At 40.7% G+C, this 20,840-nt stretch carries 21 protein-coding genes and 1 other RNA gene; 10 read left to right on the top strand and 12 right to left on the bottom strand.

Annotation, left to right across the window (positions count from 1 at the left end):
• Positions 1-213: 213 nt before the first annotated feature.
• Positions 214-627, top strand: coding sequence for a DNA polymerase III subunit psi (locus HRU23_13255; GenBank protein ID NRA55106.1), 414 nt, complete (start codon positions 214-216; stop codon positions 625-627).
• A 3-nt stretch (positions 628-630) separates the two neighbouring features.
• Positions 631-1,083: a ribosomal protein S18-alanine N-acetyltransferase gene (gene rimI / locus HRU23_13260; GenBank protein ID NRA55107.1), complete on the top strand. Its 453-nt coding sequence runs from the start codon at positions 631-633 to the stop codon at positions 1,081-1,083.
• 90 nt (positions 1,084-1,173) lie between these two features.
• Here the strand turns inward: rimI and HRU23_13265 are convergent, their stop codons facing one another.
• The 8 genes from HRU23_13265 to cysK form a co-directional block, all read right to left on the bottom strand.
• Complete coding sequence (locus tag HRU23_13265) at positions 1,174-2,001, bottom strand: phosphoesterase (protein NRA55108.1); 828 nt, start codon at positions 1,999-2,001, stop codon at positions 1,174-1,176.
• Positions 2,001-2,195 carry a YwbE family protein gene (locus HRU23_13270; GenBank protein NRA55109.1) on the bottom strand — a complete coding sequence of 65 codons (195 nt, stop codon included), beginning with the start codon at positions 2,193-2,195 and terminating at the stop codon, positions 2,001-2,003. Before HRU23_13270 ends, HRU23_13265 begins: the two co-directional genes overlap by 1 nt.
• Positions 2,196-2,228: 33 nt before the next feature.
• A complete protein-coding gene (locus HRU23_13275) occupies positions 2,229-2,432 on the bottom strand; it encodes a DUF2897 family protein (protein ID NRA55110.1) in 204 nt (67 codons plus the stop codon).
• Positions 2,433-2,749: 317 nt separating this feature from the next.
• The gene (gene dapE, locus HRU23_13280) at positions 2,750-3,898 is read right to left on the bottom strand and encodes a succinyl-diaminopimelate desuccinylase (protein ID NRA55111.1); all 1,149 of its coding nucleotides are present in this window, start codon (positions 3,896-3,898) and stop codon (positions 2,750-2,752) included.
• 9 nt (positions 3,899-3,907) lie between these two features.
• Positions 3,908-4,258 carry an ArsC family reductase gene (locus tag HRU23_13285; protein ID NRA55112.1) on the bottom strand — a complete coding sequence of 117 codons (351 nt, stop codon included), beginning with the start codon at positions 4,256-4,258 and terminating at the stop codon, positions 3,908-3,910.
• Positions 4,255-4,755 (bottom strand): PTS glucose transporter subunit IIA, encoded by a 501-nt coding sequence (locus HRU23_13290; protein NRA55113.1) that lies wholly within the window; start codon positions 4,753-4,755, stop codon positions 4,255-4,257. Before HRU23_13290 ends, HRU23_13285 begins: the two co-directional genes overlap by 4 nt.
• On the bottom strand, positions 4,752-5,168 hold the full coding sequence (locus HRU23_13295) for an ACT domain-containing protein (protein NRA55114.1): 417 nt from the start codon (positions 5,166-5,168) through the stop codon (positions 4,752-4,754). The genes HRU23_13290 and HRU23_13295 overlap by 4 nt, the downstream gene beginning before the upstream one ends.
• A gap of 150 nt (positions 5,169-5,318) precedes the next feature.
• Positions 5,319-6,284 (bottom strand): cysteine synthase A, encoded by a 966-nt coding sequence (gene cysK, locus HRU23_13300; GenBank protein NRA55115.1) that lies wholly within the window; start codon positions 6,282-6,284, stop codon positions 5,319-5,321.
• Between the two features lie 206 nt (positions 6,285-6,490).
• On the opposite strand from cysK, the gene HRU23_13305 reads away from it, so the two are divergent.
• The 6 genes from HRU23_13305 to HRU23_13330 all read left to right on the top strand — a co-directional run bounded on the left by HRU23_13305 (position 6,491) and on the right by HRU23_13330 (position 12,958).
• A complete protein-coding gene (locus HRU23_13305) occupies positions 6,491-7,357 on the top strand; it encodes a MoxR family ATPase (protein ID NRA55116.1) in 867 nt (288 codons plus the stop codon).
• Positions 7,358-7,365: 8 nt separating this feature from the next.
• A complete protein-coding gene (locus HRU23_13310; protein ID NRA55117.1) occupies positions 7,366-8,538 on the top strand; it encodes a VWA domain-containing protein in 1,173 nt (390 codons plus the stop codon).
• A 147-nt stretch (positions 8,539-8,685) separates the two neighbouring features.
• Positions 8,686-9,804, top strand: a complete 1,119-nt coding sequence (locus HRU23_13315; protein ID NRA55118.1) for a beta-ketoacyl-ACP synthase III — start codon at positions 8,686-8,688, stop codon at positions 9,802-9,804.
• 177 nt (positions 9,805-9,981) lie between these two features.
• On the top strand, positions 9,982-10,668 hold the full coding sequence (locus HRU23_13320; GenBank protein NRA55119.1) for a pseudouridine synthase: 687 nt from the start codon (positions 9,982-9,984) through the stop codon (positions 10,666-10,668).
• Between the two features lie 87 nt (positions 10,669-10,755).
• Positions 10,756-11,994 (top strand): diguanylate cyclase, encoded by a 1,239-nt coding sequence (locus tag HRU23_13325; GenBank protein ID NRA55120.1) that lies wholly within the window; start codon positions 10,756-10,758, stop codon positions 11,992-11,994.
• A gap of 76 nt (positions 11,995-12,070) precedes the next feature.
• A complete protein-coding gene (locus HRU23_13330; protein NRA55121.1) occupies positions 12,071-12,958 on the top strand; it encodes a LysR family transcriptional regulator in 888 nt (295 codons plus the stop codon).
• A gap of 78 nt (positions 12,959-13,036) precedes the next feature.
• Here HRU23_13330 and HRU23_13335 read toward each other — a convergent pair whose 3' ends face one another.
• The gene (locus tag HRU23_13335) at positions 13,037-13,456 is read right to left on the bottom strand and encodes a helix-hairpin-helix domain-containing protein (protein ID NRA55122.1); all 420 of its coding nucleotides are present in this window, start codon (positions 13,454-13,456) and stop codon (positions 13,037-13,039) included.
• A 361-nt stretch (positions 13,457-13,817) separates the two neighbouring features.
• Between HRU23_13335 and ffs the strand changes: the two genes are divergently transcribed.
• An RNA gene (gene ffs / locus HRU23_13340) (signal recognition particle sRNA small type) lies at positions 13,818-13,914 on the top strand.
• 255 nt (positions 13,915-14,169) lie between these two features.
• On the opposite strand, the gene HRU23_13345 is transcribed toward ffs, so the two are convergent.
• On the bottom strand, positions 14,170-14,490 hold the full coding sequence (locus tag HRU23_13345) for a helix-turn-helix transcriptional regulator (protein ID NRA55123.1): 321 nt from the start codon (positions 14,488-14,490) through the stop codon (positions 14,170-14,172).
• Positions 14,491-15,185: 695 nt separating this feature from the next.
• Here HRU23_13345 and HRU23_13350 point away from each other — a divergent pair.
• Entirely contained in the window at positions 15,186-15,752 is a 567-nt protein-coding gene (locus HRU23_13350) for a response regulator (protein ID NRA55124.1), read from the top strand.
• A 5-nt stretch (positions 15,753-15,757) separates the two neighbouring features.
• On the opposite strand, the gene HRU23_13355 is transcribed toward HRU23_13350, so the two are convergent.
• Positions 15,758-16,954, bottom strand: coding sequence for an EAL domain-containing response regulator (locus HRU23_13355; protein ID NRA55125.1), 1,197 nt, complete (start codon positions 16,952-16,954; stop codon positions 15,758-15,760).
• Positions 16,947-20,840, bottom strand: coding sequence for a PAS domain-containing protein (locus HRU23_13360; GenBank protein NRA55126.1), 3,894 nt, complete (start codon positions 20,838-20,840; stop codon positions 16,947-16,949). Before HRU23_13360 ends, HRU23_13355 begins: the two co-directional genes overlap by 8 nt.

Consider the following 20,840-nt stretch of genomic DNA (forward strand, 5'->3'; position numbering starts at 1 on the left):
GTTGGCACGGACAGCGCATAATCGTGATGTAGCTACCTGTTGCTAAACATCAAAAATACGGTTTGCCCCACATGCACCGATATACTGACCAATATTGACGTTTTATTTAAAACGCGCTTGCGTGGCATAAGCCTCAGCACCGCTATTTTTTCCTTTATAAAATGGCGATAACTGGGTAAAATTACCGTCCAATTATATTATTGAGTTAGCCCTGTGAATTTATCTAAACTACAAGTTGATTGCCTTAAGGCCATGGGCATTCCCTTGTGGCAACTACGCGAGCCGCAGGACGCTACCGCACCAGTGTCTAAGCCAATACTTAAGCCTCTACTTGCACCTGAGATTTTAGCTGTACCTAAACTCAAGCAAGTAGTGCAGCCGCCATTATTGGTCGCACAGTTAGAGCAAGCGCTAAGCTATTGTCAAAAACAGAGCCAGCAACAAAGCCAACGACAGACTAAGCAACAGACCAAGCAACCAGCTAAATTAAGCTGGACGATTGATGATTCACTTACTCAAATAATCAAAAAAGATAACCAGCTAAGCTTACCGAATTTAACGCAAGTTTTTGCCAGTGCCAGCTTAAAACGTCAGTTATGGCAACTTATCTCTCACCCTAGCGAATAATTAATGAATATTACCTTTGAAGTCTTTAACGAGCACAATATCGAGCCGATTTACCTGATAGAAACTCTGGCTCAGTCTCATCCAATGTCGAAAAAAATCATGCTGTCTTGTCTTGGCAAGCGTTACTTTAACAGCGCTATCTTGGTTGATGGTGTAATCGCTGGTTTTTACATTGGTGAGTTTGTGATGGATGAATCATCGTTAATCGAGATTTGCATCGCGCCCGATTTCCAAGGCCAAGGGCTGGGCCGACAATTACTGCAGCATTACATCGCGCAAGCGAAAACCAAAGGCGCAGACAGTTGCTGGCTTGAAGTGCGTTCATCGAATGCCAGTGCCCGTAAGTTATATCAGGCGCTTGATTTTAATGAAGTCGATTGTCGAGTTAACTACTACCCGACCGAAAAGGGACATGAAGATGCAATTATCATGAGTCACTTTATGGGTTTTTGTTAATATGTTAATAAGTTAATCAAAAAAGCCAACCTCGCTGGGCGATGTTGGCTTAAAATTTCAGGATTAAAATACACTCAGCGTACGGCTTCGTTACTTGCTTGGTATTTCAACCGTTAATGGCGGTTTATCAACGGCAAAACCCGCGGCATGGAAATGACCGCCACCACCAAACTGTTGAGCGATAGCTGAAACGTCAATGCCATCTTTAGCCGAGCGCAGTGAGAAAATTCGCTTGTCGGTGGTTTCAAAGTACAGCGCGGCAAATGGATGCCCTTGGGCCAATTGTTCGCCAATTTCACTGATTAAATGCGTAGCATTAATACATGGCACGGTATAACCAGCTATTTCTGTTAGGCAAGCTTTGCCACCCTTGGTTGCTTTGTCGATTTGCTGTTGCTGGTATAACACAATCGCATTGCCTTGGTCGATTAAGCTGCTGATTTTGCTGTCTTCAAGGTAAGGTTGCCACTGTTCAAACTGTTTAGGCAAGGTGCTAAGAGCGGCAGACACGGCTTTGCTGTCGGGTAGTAGCCACTGCCATAAATCACGGTCTTGAATATAGGCCAATAATTTTGGTAGGGGTTGGTCACCTAATAGGGTATGCCAGGTCAGCACCGCACCCGATTGTGTCATGTCGAACACGCAATTGTCTAAACCGGCTAATTGTTCTTGCGCCGTTTTATGGTGGTCTATCACCTTAAGTGATAATGCCTGCTCGGTTAGCGCTATTAAGATATCGCGCGAATAAGAGAAATCAACAATCAACACATGTTTGTCAGTGACTTGTGGCGGTGTATCACCATGTTGAGCCGCGACAAATTCACAAGGGTAACCTTGCTGTTCACAGTAGATTTTAACGGCTAACGCCGCGCCAAAACCGTCGGCACAGTTTTTGTGATAAATACATAAAAAATTCATTAGCTTAATATTTCCTTGACCCGACCAACGGCACCATTGGTTAATCGAACTTTAATGCCGTGCGGGTGATTGGCTGATTTGGTCAGCAAATCTTTAACGGTGCCTTGGGTTAATTTACCACTGCGTTGATCTTGTTTTAATACAATGGCAACGTCGAGGCCAGTGCTGATATCTGCGCGGTTGGTACCTGTCATGGGCTTCTCTTTGTTAGGTTTTGACTGTGGGATTTAAACCGAGTCGTTTTTGTCACTTGATTGCTGAGATTGCTCAGGCTTAGTTGACGGGTCTTTTTTATCTTGTTCTGGTTGTTCAAAGTGTTGTTTAACACTGGGCGGTATTTTAACTTTATTGGCGTATCTTAATAACGCCAGATTCGAGCCGATAACGCCAAAGACTAGCCCTACAATCAGGATAATTTCAAAGGTATTCATTGCGGTAATCCTTAGCTCTTCAAGCCGTCACTAACTAATGATGCGTGCTTAGTCAGGTTGGTCGATGTTAATCACTTAGCTGCTAGGCAGCGTAAGTGTTGATCTTACCATAATTTCATTGAGTTGGTTGCCAGACTGTACTGATAGGCTTTACTAATAGGGTTAGATGATAGACTGTCGTAATAAGCTTTAGTCATAGAGCAAGCTGACTTATACGCCAAGGCTCAATGACTGCGGGGTAAAAATCTCGGTGACAGGGCTGAAAAAAAGCCAGTGCAATTAAAAGTAATTCACACTGGCCTAGCTGTTGCGATTAATTAATCAAGCAATAACTTTTCAAGTAACCGTTGATAAACATCGGTTAAGAGTTCAAGATCTCGGTATTTTACGCACTCATTCACTTGATGAATCGTCGCATTAACTGGGCCTAATTCGACCAGCTGCGCGCCCGTTGGCGCAATGAAGCGGCCGTCGGAAGTGCCGCCCGTCGTTTGTGGGTCAGTGTCTAAACCCGTGATTTCTTTAATTGACTCTTTAACGCTGGCCAGCAATTGACCGTGACCGGTGATAAAGGGCAGGCCATTGAAAGTCCAATCAAGCTGATAGGTTAGTTCGTGGCTATCAAGCAGCTTAGTGACGCGTTCAATTATCTGCTCGGCGGTTAATTGTGTTGAGTAGCGTAAATTAAATTGCACTTCAAGAGCGCCAGGAATGACATTGCCAGCCCCGGTGCCACCATTGATGTTTGATATTTGAAAGCTGGTCGGTGGGAAAAACTCATTGCCTTGATCCCACTCCATCTGATGCAACTCGGTCAGTGCCGCTGTTACGTCATGAATGGGGTTTTTGGCTAAATGCGGGTACGCGACATGGCCTTGCTTGCCAATGACCTTAAGGTGACCGGTTAACGAGCCACGGCGACCATTTTTAACTATATCACCCAGTTCGGCAGTTGAACTTGGCTCACCAACAATACAATATTTAATTTTTTCGTTACGCGCTTCTAAAGTATCAATGACCCGAGTGGTGCCATTAATGAAAGGGCCTTCTTCATCGCTGGTAATTAAAAAAGCAATTGAGCCATTATGGCTCGGGTGCTCGGTCACAAAGCGTTCAGTTGCAATGATCATGGCGGCGAGGCTGCCTTTCATGTCGGCGGCGCCGCGGCCATGTAACATACCGTCGATTAGTTTTGGCTCAAACGGTGGATTATCCCATAAGCTTTCATCGCCCACTGGCACGACATCGGTATGGCCTGCAAAACAAAATAACGGCCCATTCGTGCCGCGGCGTGCCCACATGTTGGTGGTGTCTTCAAATACCATCGACTCAATATTAAAGCCTAATGCCGACAGATGCGACGCCATTAATTCCTGACAGCCGCCATCACGTGGGGTAATTGAATGGCGGCTCAGTAAATCACAGGCCAGTTCGAATAGTTTTGGATCGGTTATTTCGTTATTCACAGTCACACCTTACAGGTCAAAGAATTGCTGATATTGCTCGGCTTTAAAGCCAAGTAAACTACTCGTCTCGGTGACCAGTAATGGTCGTTTTATTAGCGTTGGCGTTGCTAAAAATAACGCCGCTAGGCTCTCGTTGTCGAGCGTGTTTTTTTGCTGCTCGGTTAAGGCGCGAAAACTGGTGCTGCGTTTATTTAACATCAGCTGTGTATCGGTTTGCTCCATTAACTGTGCAAGCAAACTTGGTGACAAGCCGTCTTTGCGGTAATCATGGAAACTGTATTCAACATTGTTATTGTCGAGCCACTTGAGGGCTTTTTTAATTGTGTCGCAGTTTTTAATGCCGTAAATAGTCGTGCTCATGATGTTTCCTTTATTGGTGCTTTTATCACTAAGGTTAAGATGGAGTCTTCACCAGCGCGTTTGATCCCGAATTTAGGCACCATTTTTAGTGCGCCTTTGCGGATTAAGGTGACGACATTGAGTGATAATAATTGTTTTTTTAGTTTTAAGGTGTCGAGCTCAATCAAAACCTGACCTTGGCTAACTTGGTCACCACATTGTACTTTTTTGACATAACCTAGGCCATGACTGCTTAGGCCGTCGTAACCAATAACCAGGGTAATAACAACGCCGTATTTATTGGTGATGGTGAGCTGGTGGCCAGTAGCAGCGATGCTAGTTACAGTGCCACTACAGGGGGCAACAACTCGACTGCCAACCGGTTCTATGACGACACCAACACCTAATAAGCCTTGACTAATTAAGGGATCGGCGGCGGTCGACAAAGCAACAGCAGTGCCACTAATCGGCGCGACTAACGCGAAGGATTTTAACTTGGCAGCGACAGCTTTATTCATGGTTGAGACATCAACTTATTGACCTGAACGTGTTCGATTTTATAATTGTCATACGCTGCGAGCGTGCTAATAGTTTGGATAAGCTGATCACTTTTAACCAAGATATAATCGGTGTCAAAGGTCGACAAACTAAAGATACTGATATTAACCTGTGCCAATAGCGATGAAATGCCAGCAATAATACCGGTCAATGAAAAGTCGAGTGGACCCGCAACTTTTAAGGCGCGCCAATTGGGTTCATTGGTTTGACTGGCCAGTGGTAAGTCAGAATTTACCACCACAGAAAGCTCTTCGTCAGTGCGACCGATAAAGTAAAATTGTTGCGAAAAAATCGAGCTTGGCGGGATGGTGTCAGGCGCAAAACGATGAATGGTAAAACATTGAGGCAAAACGACCAATGTCAGTTTTGGCATGACGCTAACTCCTAAAATAGCTCGCAAATGATAATACCAACGAGTGTACTGACCACGCGTCCATAATGCCAGCGCCTAAACTAAAAAGAGGATAAGTATCAACTTATCCTCTTTCGCAGTCATCGTGCTACTTAAAGCATTTTAGGGCAATTAAGCGCCTTCTTGCTCGGTAAATACCCCAGCAAATAGTGCTGTTGATAAGTAACGCTCACCAGAACTTGGCAATACAGTAACAATCGTTTTGCCTTGGAACTCTGGCATTGCTGCAATACGGTTCGCTGCAACAACAGCTGCACCAGAAGAAATGCCGGCTAAAATACCTTCTTCGTCCATTAAGCGACGCGCCATTTCAATTGCTTCTTCGTTGCTAACTTGCTCAACCATATCAACTAAGTCTAAATCAAGGTTGCCAGGAATAAAACCAGCACCGATACCTTGAATTTTATGTGGCCCAGGTGTTAGGTCCAGGCCCGCTTTAGCTTGAGTAATTACTGGAGAATCTACTGGTTCAACGGCAACCGAGATAATAGCTTTACCTTTAGTATTTTTAATATAACGACTAACACCGGTGATGGTGCCACCGGTACCAACGCCAGCAACAAAAACGTCGATTTCGCCGTCAGTGTCTTCCCAAATTTCAGGGCCAGTTGTTTTTTCGTGAATCTCTGGGTTAGCAGGATTATCAAACTGTTGCAGTAGCAAGTACTTGTCAGGGTTTGAATCACGGATTTGCTGTGCTTTAGCGATTGCGCCGCCCATGCCTTTTGCGCCTTCAGTAAGTACTAAAGTAGCGCCAAGTGCTTTTAGCAATTGACGACGTTCAAGACTCATGGTTTCAGGCATGGTTAGGGTCAGTTTATAACCTTTAGACGCAGCAACGAACGCTAATGCAATACCGGTGTTACCACTGGTTGGTTCAATTAGCTCTCTGTCTTTGGTTAATGTGCCTTTTTTCTCAGCGTCCCAAATCATGTTAGCGCCGATACGACACTTAACACTAAAACTTGGGTTACGGCTTTCAACTTTAGCAATGACATTACCGTTTGATACTTTATTAAGACGAACAAGTGGAGTGTTGCCAATTGTTAACGAATTGTCTTGTGCGATGTTAGCCATGACTGTTCCTTATAAATTGTAGATGTGAGGTAGGCATTATTTGCCGAATTATATTAAGAATAAAGTAACTGGCACGGAAGTGAAATGACTTTTTGTTATATCGTTATGTAATAAAAAACTAACCTCTTATTCCTTTTATGCTGGAACCCTGACCCGGTAATTATGATAGTGTTAAACACCTGTTTAAGTGCAACCAAGAAAAGACTATGCCAACGACAACTATTTCCGCAAATACCGAGTCATTTACCAGTAGCGAAACCTATGTGGTCAGTGATGAATTAAAGCTAGCTGTTGAAGCGGCTATTACTCTTGAACGACCATTATTAATCAAAGGCGAGCCCGGCACTGGTAAAACAATGCTGGCTGAAGAATTAGCCGCAGCGCTAGGCGCACCGCTAATTCAATGGCATATTAAGTCGACCACTAAAGCCCAACAAGGCTTATACGAGTACGATGCCGTGTCACGCTTACGTGACTCACAACTTGGCGATGAACGGGTAACCGACATTGGTAATTACATTGTAAAAGGTAAAATGTGGCAAGCGTTTACCAGTGAGGTACGACCAATTTTATTGATTGATGAAATTGATAAAGCCGACATTGAATTCCCTAACGACTTATTGCTTGAGCTCGACAAAATGGAATTTTTTGTTTACGAAACCCAGCAAACCATCAAAGCCGTGCAGCGTCCTATTGTAATCATTACCTCGAACAACGAAAAAGAATTGCCCGACGCATTTTTACGCCGCTGTTTTTTCCATTACATTAAATTTCCAGATGCAGCTGAAATGGCAAAAATTGTTGATGTTCATTTTCCTAACATTAAACCTAAATTGCTAGAGCAGGCGTTGACGAGTTTCTTTGAACTACGTGACCTCAATGGACTTAAAAAGAAACCCTCAACCTCGGAATTACTTGATTGGTTAAAGTTGTTAGTTGCTGAAGATATTGCCCCTGAAGTATTACAAGGCTCGAATGATAAGGCGATTATGCCACTTTATGGCGCCTTACTGAAAAATGAGCAAGATTTGCATTTGTTTGAAAAATTAGCCTTTATCGCCCGTAGAAAATAGGCTAAGCCATGTTAATTGATTTCTTTTTTACCCTGCGAAAGTATCAGCTTAAAGTTAGCTTGCGTGAATTACTCGATTTAATCGGGGCGTTAGAGCGGCAGGTTATTTTTGCTGACATTGATAAGTTTTATCAGCTTAGCCGGATCATCATGATTAAAGATGAGTCGCAATACGATAAATTTGATCGGGCTTTTGCTGATTATTTCAAAGGCGTGAGCAGCGTTGATTTATTTAGCAAAGACATTCCCGATGATTGGTTACGCAAAGAACTTGAAAAAGTGCTCACCGCACAAGAAAAAGAGCAACTTAAAGCACTTGGTTCGTTAGACGAATTACTCGACACCCTGCAGCAGCGATTAAAAGAGCAACAAAAGCGCCATCAAGGCGGTAATAAATGGGTTGGAACCGGCGGCACCTCGCCTTTTGGCGCCTATGGTTATAACCCACAAGGGGTACGAATTGGCCAGCAAGGCAATCGAAATAACCGCGCAGCTAAGGTGTGGGATAAGCGCGAGTTTGCCAATTTAAGTGACCAGCAGTTGCTTGGGGCGCGTAATATGCAAGTGGCATTACGACGACTACGCAAGTTTGCTCGTACTGGTGCAGCCGACATCTTAGATCTAGACAGTACCATTAAAGCGACGGCGAATAATGCAGGCTATTTAGATTTAAAAATGGTGCCAGAGCGCCATAACGCGGTTAAGGTCTTGATGTTTTTTGATGTTGGCGGCTCAATGGACCCTTATATTGCCCAAGTTGAGCAGCTGTTTTCAGCCGCCAGTGGTGAGTTCAAACATCTTGAGTATTTTTACTTCCATAACTGCGTGTACGAAAGCGTGTGGCAAGATAATCAGCGCCGCGGGGTCGATCGCAAAGAAGTGTGGGACATTATTCGTACCTACGATAAAGATTATAAGGTTATCTTTATTGGCGATGCTTCGATGGGGCCTTATGAAATAACTTATCCGGGGGGCAGTGTCGAGCATTGGAATGAAGAGTCTGGTCAGCAATGGTTATCTCGCTTAACCAATCATTTTGAACGAGTCATTTGGTTAAACCCAATTAACGAGGAACATTGGCGTTATACCCTCAGCATTGACTATATTAAGCAATTGATGCAGCAGCAAATGTTCCCGATGACCGTGACCGGACTCGAGCAGGCAATTAAAGCTCTGCAATAACCGTTATCATGATGTATGGTGTTAGCTGTTAATGTCGAGCAGTTTTTAATATTGCTTGCTATACTACAGACTTTTCAAAGTAAGTGGCTTGGTTGCTCGCCAGTCACTTTTATATATTAGTTAAGCTAATGCTGACGGAGTTTTAAAATGGCAGTTGTAATTAGTGGCAGTGGATTGTATGTCCCCCCTCATAGTATCTCAAATGATCAGTTAGTTACTGCATTCAATCAGTATGTTGAACAGTTTAACAATGAAAATAGTGCGGCAATCCAAGCCGGTGAAATTGAGGCATTAAAGCCATCAAGCAGTGCTTTTATTGAAAAGGCCTCTGGTATTACTAACCGCTACGTCATGGTGAAGGAAGGTATTACCGATCCTGAAACCATGATGCCGCTAATCAAAGAGCGCCCTGATAACGCAGTATCGTTACAGGCAGAAATGGCGATTGGCGCGGCCAAGCAAGCAATGGCAGCCGCCAATAAAACGGCTGAAGATATTGATCTGATTATTGTCGCTTGTTCATATACCCAACGTGCGTATCCGGCACTTGCCATTGAAGTGCAGCAGCAGCTGGGTTGTAAGGGCTGGGCTTATGACATGTTAGTTGCCTGTTCATCAGCGACCTTTGGGGTAATGAATGCCTCAAATGCCTTGCTTGGTGGCACGGCCAAAACTGTGCTGGTGATTAGCCCGGAACTTACTTCACCACAAATAAATTATCGCGATCGCGATAGTCACTTTATTTTTGGTGATGTTGCCACTGCACTAGTGATTGAGCATCAAGAAACGGCAACTTCTGATCATAGCTTTAAGATCTTGTCGCAACAGCCGATGACGACCTTCTCCAACAATATCCGCAGTAATTTTGGTCACCTTAATCGTTGTAACCCAGAAACGATGTTTGACCCAGATAAAATGTTCGTGCAACACGGACGCAAGGTCTTTAAAGAAGTACTGCCGATGGTTTATAGCCTAATCGACCAACAAATTGAACGCGCTGGCCTAAAGGCGAGTGATTTAAAACGATTGTTTTTACATCAAGCCAATATCAACATGAATGCTTTTGTTTCGCGCAAGGTACTGGGGCGCGATCCGGTTGGTGATGAAGCGCCAATTATTTTAAATGAGTTTGCTAATACTGCTTCTGCGGGTTCGATTATTGCTTTTCACCGTTATCATGATGACATGGTCGCTGGTGACAAAGCGATTATTTGTTCGTTCGGTGCTGGTTATTCAGCCGGCTGTTTGGTGATTGAACATATATAACCCATAACGGGTGAATCGTTACTTTTGATGTAGTCATTTATTCGCTGTGATCTGGTTAATAGCATTGTTATAATCGCAATTCGTGGTGAGGCGTCAAAAGCGTGTCAATGAAATAAAGTAACCGACGGAATTTGGTTTGATGATAAAGACAAGGATGTTTATAAATGGTTATAAATAATGAGATTAGATCGATACCTAAGTGAAAATACCAACCTGTCTCGTAAAGAGGCAAAACGTGCGCTGCACCGTGAAAGTGTAACCGTTGATGGCTTGGTCGCAAAAAAGGGTGATATCAAGATAACAGAGCATGTGGTCTGTTATGAAGGCAAGGTTGTTAATGTGCGCGGCCCGTTGTATCTCATGGTACATAAACCTAAAGGTTATGTGTGCTCGACAGTAGATGATGACGGCACCAGTATTTTGGAATTATTACCGGTTGAAATGCGTAACAACATTCACATTGCAGGTCGCCTTGACAAAGATACCACAGGTTTAGTGCTGCTGACTGATGATGGCCAATGGTCACACCGAGTAACGTCACCTAACCGAGAATGCAAAAAAGTCTATCAAGTCGAATTATTAGAAGCGTTAAACGAAGCATTAGTCGCTCAGTTTGCAGCGGGCATTGAACTCAATGGTGAAAATAAACTGACTAAACCGGCCCAGCTGACTCTTGTTAGTGCTCACAAAGCGTCATTAACACTTAGTGAAGGCAAGTATCACCAAGTAAAACGGATGTTTGCTGCAGTAGACAACCATGTTATTCGATTACACCGCGCCGCCGTTGGGCCATTAGTTTTGGATGATAGTTTGCCGAGTGGCCAGTGGCGAATTTTAACTAATGATGAAATAAATTATTTTTAATCATTAGTTTAGTTGAATTACTCCAGCCGAGTGTAGTAGCTTTAAAGTTAGATAGTATTCATTTGTGAGACAACGTATGGGCGATAAATGTCAAAACTACTTATCATAGAAGACAGTTTATTAATGCAAAGGGTGATAAAACACCTGGCGGCAACCGAGCTTCATTGTGAATTCGACTTAGCTGGTACTATGGCGGAAGCGGTTGAATTTATTGCGTGTAACGACTATTTCTTGGCGTTAGCTGATTTGAATTTACCTGACGCTCCCAACGGTGAAGTCGTTGTAATGTTGCTTGAGCAAAGGATTTCAACCATTGTCCTTACTGGGACAATGGATGAAGAGCGGCGTGATTACATGCTGACGATGGGCGTGCTTGATTATATTTATAAAGAAAACCGTGATTCATATGTCACGGCGGTAAAGCTTGCCAACCAATTGCTACTGAATCAAAATATTACCGCATTAGTGGCTGATGATTCAAAGCCATTACGAAAATACATTTGCATGCAGTTACGTAAATTATTATATCAGGTTGTTGAGGTGACAAATGGCATTGAAGCATTAGCCGAGTTGGAGAAAAATCCGGATATTGGCCTCTTAATTACCGATTATAATATGCCAAAAATGAATGGCATGGAATTGATCCGTGCGGTACGTCTAGAGCGCCCGCGCGATGAGTTTCCGATTATTGGCTTGTCTTCATCTAACGACAAAACACTGCCAGCGCGTTTTATTAAATATGGCGCTAATGATTTCTTGCTCACGCCTTTTTTACAAGAAGAGTTCCAATGGCGAATTTTGAAAGCGATGGAACAAATCTCGTTGATTGCTAAAATTAAAGAGACCGCCAACCGAGATTATTTAACCAAACTTTATAACCGTCGTTACTTTTTTGATACTGCGGAAAAACTATATCGTGTTCGTAACCAAGATATAGCGGTTGCGCTTATTGATATCGACCATTTTAAAGCCGTTAACGATACCTATGGTCATGATAGTGGTGATGCTGTGTTGGTTCGGCTGGCTGAGTTGCTCAATAATACTTTTGCAAATCATACCGCGGCCCGATATGGCGGTGAAGAGTTTATTGTTGTACTAAAAGGGGTTGCAGCCTCGCGTTGTGCTATCTACCTTGAGCATTTTAGGGCTATTGTTGAGCAAACTCAGTTTAAAATACCCGACGGTGTTATTTCAGTGACGGTCAGTGTGGGCGTCGCCAAAAGAAATTCTCAAACCTTGACCGAACTGATTAAAGACGCCGATTTAGCGCTGTATGACGCTAAGAACAAAGGCCGAAACCAAGTACTTGAACACGATGAGTGTTAGGGTGGTTTTTTTTCATGCCTGAGTACTTCACTGTTATATCGTATTTATTTTAAACTTATTAATTAGATAATCTTTAATGAAGCTAGATATTGAAACGTTAAAAATCCTTGATTTAATTGTCCAGCGCGGCAGTTTTGCCAAGGCGGCCGAAGAACTGGGCAGAGCACAATCAGCTGTCAGCTATCAAATAAAAAAACTAGAACAACATTTAGGCGTTGCGTTGTTCGATCGCAGTAAATATCGTGCTGAACTAACCGCGGAAGGCAATGCCATTTTAGGTGAAGGGCGGCGGCTATTACAGCAAGTTCATAATCTTGAAATGTTAGCGGAACGCTTTAGCCAGGGGTGGGAAGCTAAACTCGAAATTATTATTGATGGTGCGCTGCCAACTCAGCCTATTATGCGTGCACTTAAACGTTTGTCACAGATGGATGTTCCAACCCGCGTTAGGCTAAGAACCGAATTTCTCAGTGGGGTGCAGTTGTGTTTTGATCACAACAAGTCCGACTTAATGCTGGTGAAAAGTTTTCAACCGACCCCTTACCTGATTGCTCATCCTTTAAAAGAGATGAATACCGTGTTGGTGGTATCACCTGAGCATCCGCTCGCGGCCCTAGACAAGGTCGAATTAAAGCATTTGCATGAACACATTGAATTAACTATTGCCGACTCTGGCGAGCAAGATCCGCATTATCAAGATGAATTACAGTTTGGCAGTGAACGGGTCTTTTACTTGAGTGGCTTTATAGCCAAAAAAGAGTCAATTATGATGGGGCTAGGTTATGGCTGGGTCCCTGATTATTTAATTGACGATGAGTTAACCGATAAGCAATTAATCGAGTTAGATTACGTTAGTGGTTCTCGTCATTCGTTTGTGCCGCAGTTAGTATCATCGTCACAGAGGCCATTAGGTCGCGCTGGTTGTTTGCTAAGTGAGTTAATTTTAGAAGAATTTCAGAGCTAACATTAATCAACTAGGGTCTAATTCGCACTAAAAAGCCGTCGTTTGACGGCTTTTTAGTTTTTATCACACAGTGAATTGCTATGTGCTGATTTTTTTGACGTTAACCTTAGCTGCATTTTTGGCTGTGGTTGGTTTGCGCACTTTTATCGCAGCGCCAGTTAGCATAATGTTTGATTTGTTTTTTGCTAGAATTTTAGCGCCAATGCCTTTGACCTTCAGTAGCTCTTTAGTCGACTTAAAAGCACCATGTTTTTTACGGTAATCAATAATCGCTTGGGCTTTTTTCACGCCGACCCCGCTTAATGCGCTGATTAACTGTTTTTTGTTAGCCTTGTTGATATTAACAACCTGGTTAGACATTTTTGGTACTTTAACTAGGCTCTTTTTTGTTTTGAGCTTATCTTTAGATGTTTGGGCTAGTGAAGTGGTCGACTTGGTTTTGATCTTATCTTTCTTGACGATAATTTTACTGCTTTTTTCTTTAGTGACCTTAGTCATTTCACTCTTGGCATCAGAGCTACTCGCAGCAAGTACAGGTGTGGCTGCTAAGCCAAGGCTAAACAGAGATAAAATGGCAACTTTTGATAATGGATTTAGTTTCATAATCGGCTTCTCGTTTGTTATCGTTATTCCATTGCAGATAAAAACACCAACGGCTAAGGTTGTTCATCGACGATAGTATAAAGTGGTTAATGAAAGAGTTACTACGCTAGCCAAGATACCTCGCACCAATTAATGTTAGCTGAACACAACTATTGTTCGATAAAGCAACACTTGGGGCGTTTTACATAGAAAAACCAATAAAATCACTTGCAACCAAGCCCAACTCATTAGACAATGCGCCGCGTTAATGGTGACTTATCGGTCCCCTCGCAATGATACTTAGTGAACTCGGCCAGGCCCGGAAGGGAGCAACCGCAGCTAAGGACTCATGTGCCGAGGTGTGGCTGGTAAGTCGCCACCAGTTAACTTCTGCCTTAAATCCTATATTAAAATCCTATATTAAAATCCTATATTAAAATCCTATATTAAAATCCTATATTAAAATCCTATATTAAAATCCTATATTAAAATCGTACCAACTCACTATCACTACAATAAATCTCTTTATCTAAATTTAAAATCACCGTTAATAACATCAGATCAATTTACCACTACTGTGTCATGTTATGTTAAATATTCTCCGCAGATATAATCGCCAGTCAGCCTTATCATTGGTCGGTATTTATTTTTAAAGATAACTCTTTAATGAAAGCTAGCTTTTGAACGTCATTAAGCTTGGCAATCAAACAAGCTAACTCAGCAGTATAGGTTGACTCACAAAAGAAGTAATTAAGTGGTACACCTAACGCATCAGCTATGCGTTGCAGCGTGTCAATATCAGGTGTGTGACGGCCCTTTTCGTAATGGTTCATGCGAGCGCTCGCAGAATTAAAGTCGATGCCAATGCGCAGCCCTAAATCCTTTTGAGTGAGCTGTGCGTTGTTTCTTGCCTCTTTTAGGCGAACCGGAATTAAATTCTGTTTAGTCATTTACTTTGTACCTTATTAACTTGAATAACTTAGATTAACTAAGTTTTCGAGATTAAAGAATAGCTAGTAATCAAGAGGGCAGAGTAGTTGTAAATTCTCGACTATACTCAGAAAAATAGTTGGTGAGTATTGATGACTCGACGATCTCGACTCAACCTTGCTGGTGCCCCTCAACATGTCATATAGCGTAGTCATAATCGGCAAGCGTGCTTTTTAATTACAGATTATTATTCTGTATATTTAAATAAACTAGTACATGACAGTAAAAAATTCGCCGTTGATGTGCACGCCTTTGTATTGATGGCTGTAGTGGTAAATAAGTAGCACTTGAGAGTTTTATTTTAAGCACAAGATTATTGGAAATGGATGTAATAGGGTTGTATGTTACTGGTAATATCACTCATGTGAAATGGTCAAACTCTCATTGGAGTTGACAATAATATGACGCGATATCAAAAATATAACGAATGGATGTGATTTAAGAGCTTTCCCGTGTTGTAATTATCACTACAACTCCAAGAAGCGTTTAGTTATCAGTAATGTTTTAAGATAAAAGGGAAAAATTGCTACTTTCTGATAATTGTAAATGCTAGAGTTAGAGTATTAAGCCTATAATATATCTATACTTTGTAGGTACAATTTTTTATCGGTTATTAATTTTAAATATTTCAACAGAGAATATACGAATACTGATTATGGCGTCTAAAAAAAGTTATTTAACACCTAATAAAGTTGCTGAGCTACTGATGGTTTCTCCTTCCGCTATCCGTTTGTGGTCCGAAAAAGGTGATTTGAAAGCGATGGTAACCGCAGGGGGACATCGACGATTCAAATTGGAAGACATTAAGCAATTTGCTTGTGATAAGAAAATTCAACTTAATATTGTCAATGACAACAAACCAAAAGTTTTAATCGTAGATGATGAGAGCCTGTTTGCTCAATTCTTGAAAACAGCATTGTTGGTCAATGACGAAGAACTTGAAGTCGCAATAAGTTTGGATGGTTTTGATGCTGGAATTATGGTGAAAGAATTTCAACCTACGGTTGTTTTACTCGATATAATGATGGAAGGAATTGATGGGTTTCAAGTTTGTAAAAAAATTAAACAAGACCCTCTGCTTCAGCATATTCGGGTTATCGTATTGTCAGGGAATATAACACTATCACAAAAACAACGCCTTATGGATTTAGGCGCTGAAACTTGCTTTGATAAACCCGTTGATATGTCAGAACTAATTCGCCGACTCTACGTTCAATATTAGTCTATCTATCGAGAACTTGTATTCCCATACTCCCAATCTGTAAATTCTGAGGCAGACATAGGCTTAGCAATAAAATAGCCTTGAGCGATATCACAACCTGCCTCTAACAGAATATCCCACGTTGCTTGGTTCTCTATGCCCTCTGCAACAACATTCATATTCAGCTTATGACCTAACATAATACAGGTTTCAACGATCGCTCTACTGTCGTGGTCGTCTAACATATTAGAAACAAACGACTGATCTATTTTTAATTCAGTAAACGGAATTTTATGCAGTTGCGATAGTGAAGAAAAACCAGTACCAAAATCATCAATCGAGAGTTGAAAGCCTTTCAAGCGTAAGCGAGTAAGAATATCTAAAGAAGTAGTAATGTTGTTCATCAGGGTACTTTCTGTTACTTCTAACATAAACATCGCAGGATCTAAGTGGTGCAGTTTAACTAACTTTTTTAACTGTTCTGGCAATTGAAGGCTGGTTATATTTTGTGCAGAAATGTTAATTGATAATTTTGTTGCCTTACCCATATTTTGCCACTTCATTGATTGCTCAATCGCTAAGTAGATTATCTCTTCAGTGAGTTGTCCCATTTGTCCTGAGCGCTCTGCAAGAGGGATGAATTTGTCAGGGGAAATTAAGCCATGCTCAGGGTGTTGCCATCTAACCAATACTTCGGCTCCAAATATATCGGCCGTTTTCATCAGTATCTGAGGCTGAAAATTAATAATAAACTGGTTGTTTTTTAGCGCCTGTTGCAAGTCGTCTTTGTCTGGGATAAATGTGGCAGAATTTGGTTTTACTTTGCCGGGTAGCTTCACTTCGTTATTTATATTTTGATCAAATAATGTAGAAAGTAATGATATTAATTCAGTCGTCGGGATTGGTTTTGTAAAATGTTTAGCAACCCTTAAGCCATGGTCTTGAGCTAGGGCCTCAGCTGAGTGTAATACTCCTCGATCGTAGCCACTAATAAGCACTAGGGTTGCAGTAGCGTTGCTTTTAGCTAGGAAGCGAATAACTTCAATCCCATCCATATTAGGCATCATTAAATCGAGTAAAATGATATCGTCATCGTTGATTTTTACCTTTGAAAAAAGACGAGAGCTTTGAAATGTTTCAATATTTAAAAATAAAGGCTTGGCGATTGCTTCAAGTAAATCACAGGTAAAAGGATCATCATCAACAATAAATAACTTACTCATCACAATCACCGTTTACTTTATTTGCCAGTGCTTGTTGCACTTGCTCTTTATATTTTTCAATAAAGATATCCAATGATTTATCCATAACCATAACGTGCTCCATTAACCAGTCGGTTAAGTTGGTCGTTAACCACTTTAAAATATATTGGTCAGAGTTATTTTTTATTACAGAGGTAAGTGTGTCAGCCATCATATTATGCACTTCGCAGTGGTTCTTATAATAGGGGTAATGACAGGCTTTCATTGCCAGCTCTTCTCGTTTGAAATGTACATTAGTATATTCAACTAGTTCAGAAATAATTTGATCTAACCGCTGATGAATGTCATTTTTTCCTAACAAGTCTTGGCAACGATTTAACAGCTTGCACAAATTTTTATGGTCATCATCGAGGAGCCCACCACCATCAATACTCATCTCTGATGTCCATTTTATTCGTCTTATTATACTTGGAGATAATATTTGTTGATGATAGGGTCTTTTAGTATCAAGCGATTGACGAATTAGAGTCAGTAACCGAACTGAGTTATAGGGTTTCTCGAGCACAGGTGCACAAAGAGTCGTCTTTGCGTTTTCTCCTTGAAACCCACTAGCTAATATCATTTTAGTATCAGGGTAACGTGTTTGTACTTGTGCCATTAACTCATAGCCATTCATCTTTGGCATAATAAGGTCTGATACAATTAAATCTACGTGGTGTAGCTGTAATAGCGCTAAACCTTCTAAACCGTTTGCGGCAGTTAGAGTTTGATAACCATGAGCTAAAAGTATTTCGGTTGCTAAGTTGCAAAGCTGAGGTTCATCATCAACGACTAATATAGTTTCACTACCCGAAAGTACTTGCTTATGTTCTATTTTAACGACTGGTTTTTTTTCGGTTATACTCGAGTGAATAGGGAAGTAAAGTAAAAATTGTGTACCTTTGTCTAGCTCTGAATAAACAGTAATTGCACCCGCTGATGAACGAATAAAACTATAAACTTGCGCCAAACCTAAACCGGTACCTTGTTTTCCTTTGGTGGAAAAAAAAGGTTCAAAAATTTTATCTTTTATATCCTCTGTCATGCCTTTGCCATTATCTTCAATACTTAACAACACAAACTCACCCGCTTTAACGTCAAGGGTACTGGCTTGTTCTTTTGATAAAGTGACTTTGTTCGTTGATATTATTAACTGGCCGCCATTAGGCATAGCGTGCATGGCATTGATGGATATATTAAGCAACATATCTTCAAATGAATTACTGTCAATATTAACAAAGCTAATATCTTTATTAAGTTTAAGTTGAAGCTCTACTGTGATGAGTGTTTTTGTCAGCATTTCGACATTATTATTAATTAATACATTAATATTAATGTCACTTTTTTGGGCTGGAGTTTGGCAAGAAAAGGATAATAACTTTCTTGTTAATTGTGCTGCACGAGTGCCCGCTTGACTAATTTGGTCGACATAATTAAGTAATTTGGGGGTCTCGGTTAGTTGCATTTTCAACAGCTCCCCATACCCTAAAATCACGCCTAATATATTATTGTAATCGTGCGCGATCCCCCCGGTGAGTTGACCTAATGCATCCATTTTCTGACTTCGGTTAAAGAGCTCCTCATGATGTTTTATTTTGGTTAAATCCTGACAAACGACAATGAAATGTCGTTTGTCTAGGGCATTTTTTGGTAATTCAGCTATCGATAAATTGATTGGAAATAACAGATTGTCTTTTGTTTGTGCAGTCACTTCTCGTTCGTAATTTATGGTCTTTTCTTCGTAAGTTAATGGGCGATTTTTAATGTGATCATACAATTGGTCGATGCATTCTTCTAATATCAGTAAGTTTATATTTTTTCCTAGTATCTCTTCGACTCTAAACCCAAATATACCTTCAGCTGCTTTGTTGAATGTTTGTATCGTACCGGTATCGTCAATAGTAATTACAGCATCGAACATCGCATCGATAATTTGGGATAACTCTTTTTGTTGTTTAGATATTTTTTTTAGGCTTTTAATATGTACGGTTATGTCATGCCCAATCCCAATTAACCCAGCAATTTCTCCGTCTTCTTTTAATAGTGGTGCTTTTGTTATTTCTATTATGTTCTTATTCATTGCTAGTGAGGTGCAGTTCTTACTATGAATAGTTTCCCCTGCTAAAACTTTCTTATCTTGTGATTCGATTCGAGAACGTTGTTCAACATTTAAGTTGTTCTGATGATCTTTAGTGCCCATTAAAGACTGGACCGATTGATTTTTTGATTTCGCAAAAGCATTATTGACCAATATATATTGAAGTTGGCTATTCTTTGCAAAAATAAGATCAGGCGTCGAATTGATAACATTAGTTAACAATGTATTTGATTCATCTAATTTAAGTTCGGCTTGTTTTCGTTCGGTGATATCAATAATTACGCCTTGGTAAAATATTGCTTTGCCCTGAAGGTCACGTTCAATCGAAGTTCTAGACTCTATCCAGCATATTTCTTTTGTCGGGGAGGTGATGCGATATTCATGTTTAAATTGTGAAAAACCTCGTTGAGTAAAATATGCAATATCGTCATTGAATTTGGTTACATCATCGGGGTGTAGAATATCTTTATATTGGATTTCACCCGTTAGGAAATCATTCGCTCGGTAACCAAATATAATTACATTCTTGGAAACATACTCAACTGTTCGTGGGGAATCTGCTCGCCAACGAAAAATAACGACAGGGCTGTTTTCAACGACGAGGTTTGATTTTTCGATATCCACCTGCTGTCGTTTTTGCACCGTGATATCTCGAACACAGATAACAATACCGTGTATGTCATCATCCGATTTTAAATAGGGTAAAAATGTACTCTCCATATATTTTTTATCAGATGAAGGAAAACTCAGCCATTGCTCTGTCCTAACTGTCTCTCCTTTCAAACATCGCTCAATGTTAACTTTCGAAATAGAGTTGAAATACTCCTCACCGACAACATCAATAACCTTTTGCCCAATCACCTGCTCAACGGTTAAATTAAACCTTACCGCGTACGCGTTGTTTGCTGCTAAGTATACAAAGTTTTTATCCACCAACGCTTGCATGTCTGGTGAGCTGGCTATCATGTATTTAAATTGATGTAAGTATTGGTTTTGATGAAGTACTTTGTTGGCCATTTCGTTAAAAGCATGTCCAACTTTGCTTAATTCATCGTTGCCTTTAACGTTAATCGGATTGAACACTTTTTCATCACTGAAGCTTTCTAAAGCGCGTTGTATTATTTGAATTCTGCGGCTAACAACAAAATTAAGATAAACTGTAATGCAAACAGCGGCCAAAAATAAAGCGATGGCAATTGGGTAGAATAACGATTGAAACCGTAGTAAAGACATTGGGTTATCATTATTTAACTGATACTCAATAAATAATGTAGCAACTGTTTCTTGACGCAGTAATTTTGATGAGTGCTGAGGGGTAATAACAGGCACTACAGCATAAAGAGTTTTTTTATCATCAGTTACCCACACGTGAATTTTCTTGTTCAGTGTCACTTTTTTTAGCTCATTCAACACGATGACCAATGTAGTGGGGGTAAAAACTTTTGCTATTGGTTTGTTAATATATTCGATACGCGATGATGCGATAACATTTTTTTTAGCGTTAATTAAAAGTGCTCTGTTAAGGTCTATATGAGTGCCCAAAAACGTAATGGTTTTTTGTAGCTGTGCTGTTTCGTTTTCTGAAATAAGAAATAATAATGTTTCTTGTAAAGAAAAAACCTTATCTTTTACGTCAATAATTTTGTCTTCAAGCGCTTGATTAGCAAAGTGCTTTGATAAGCTACTAAAAACGATTGATAACACAGCGAAAATAACAATAAAAACAACAGCCGATACTTTGCAACGAAGCTGAGATTGACAGTCGTTCAT

The organism is Gammaproteobacteria bacterium, assembly GCA_013214945.1.
Classification (GTDB): Bacteria; Pseudomonadota; Gammaproteobacteria; order Enterobacterales; family Psychrobiaceae; genus Psychrobium.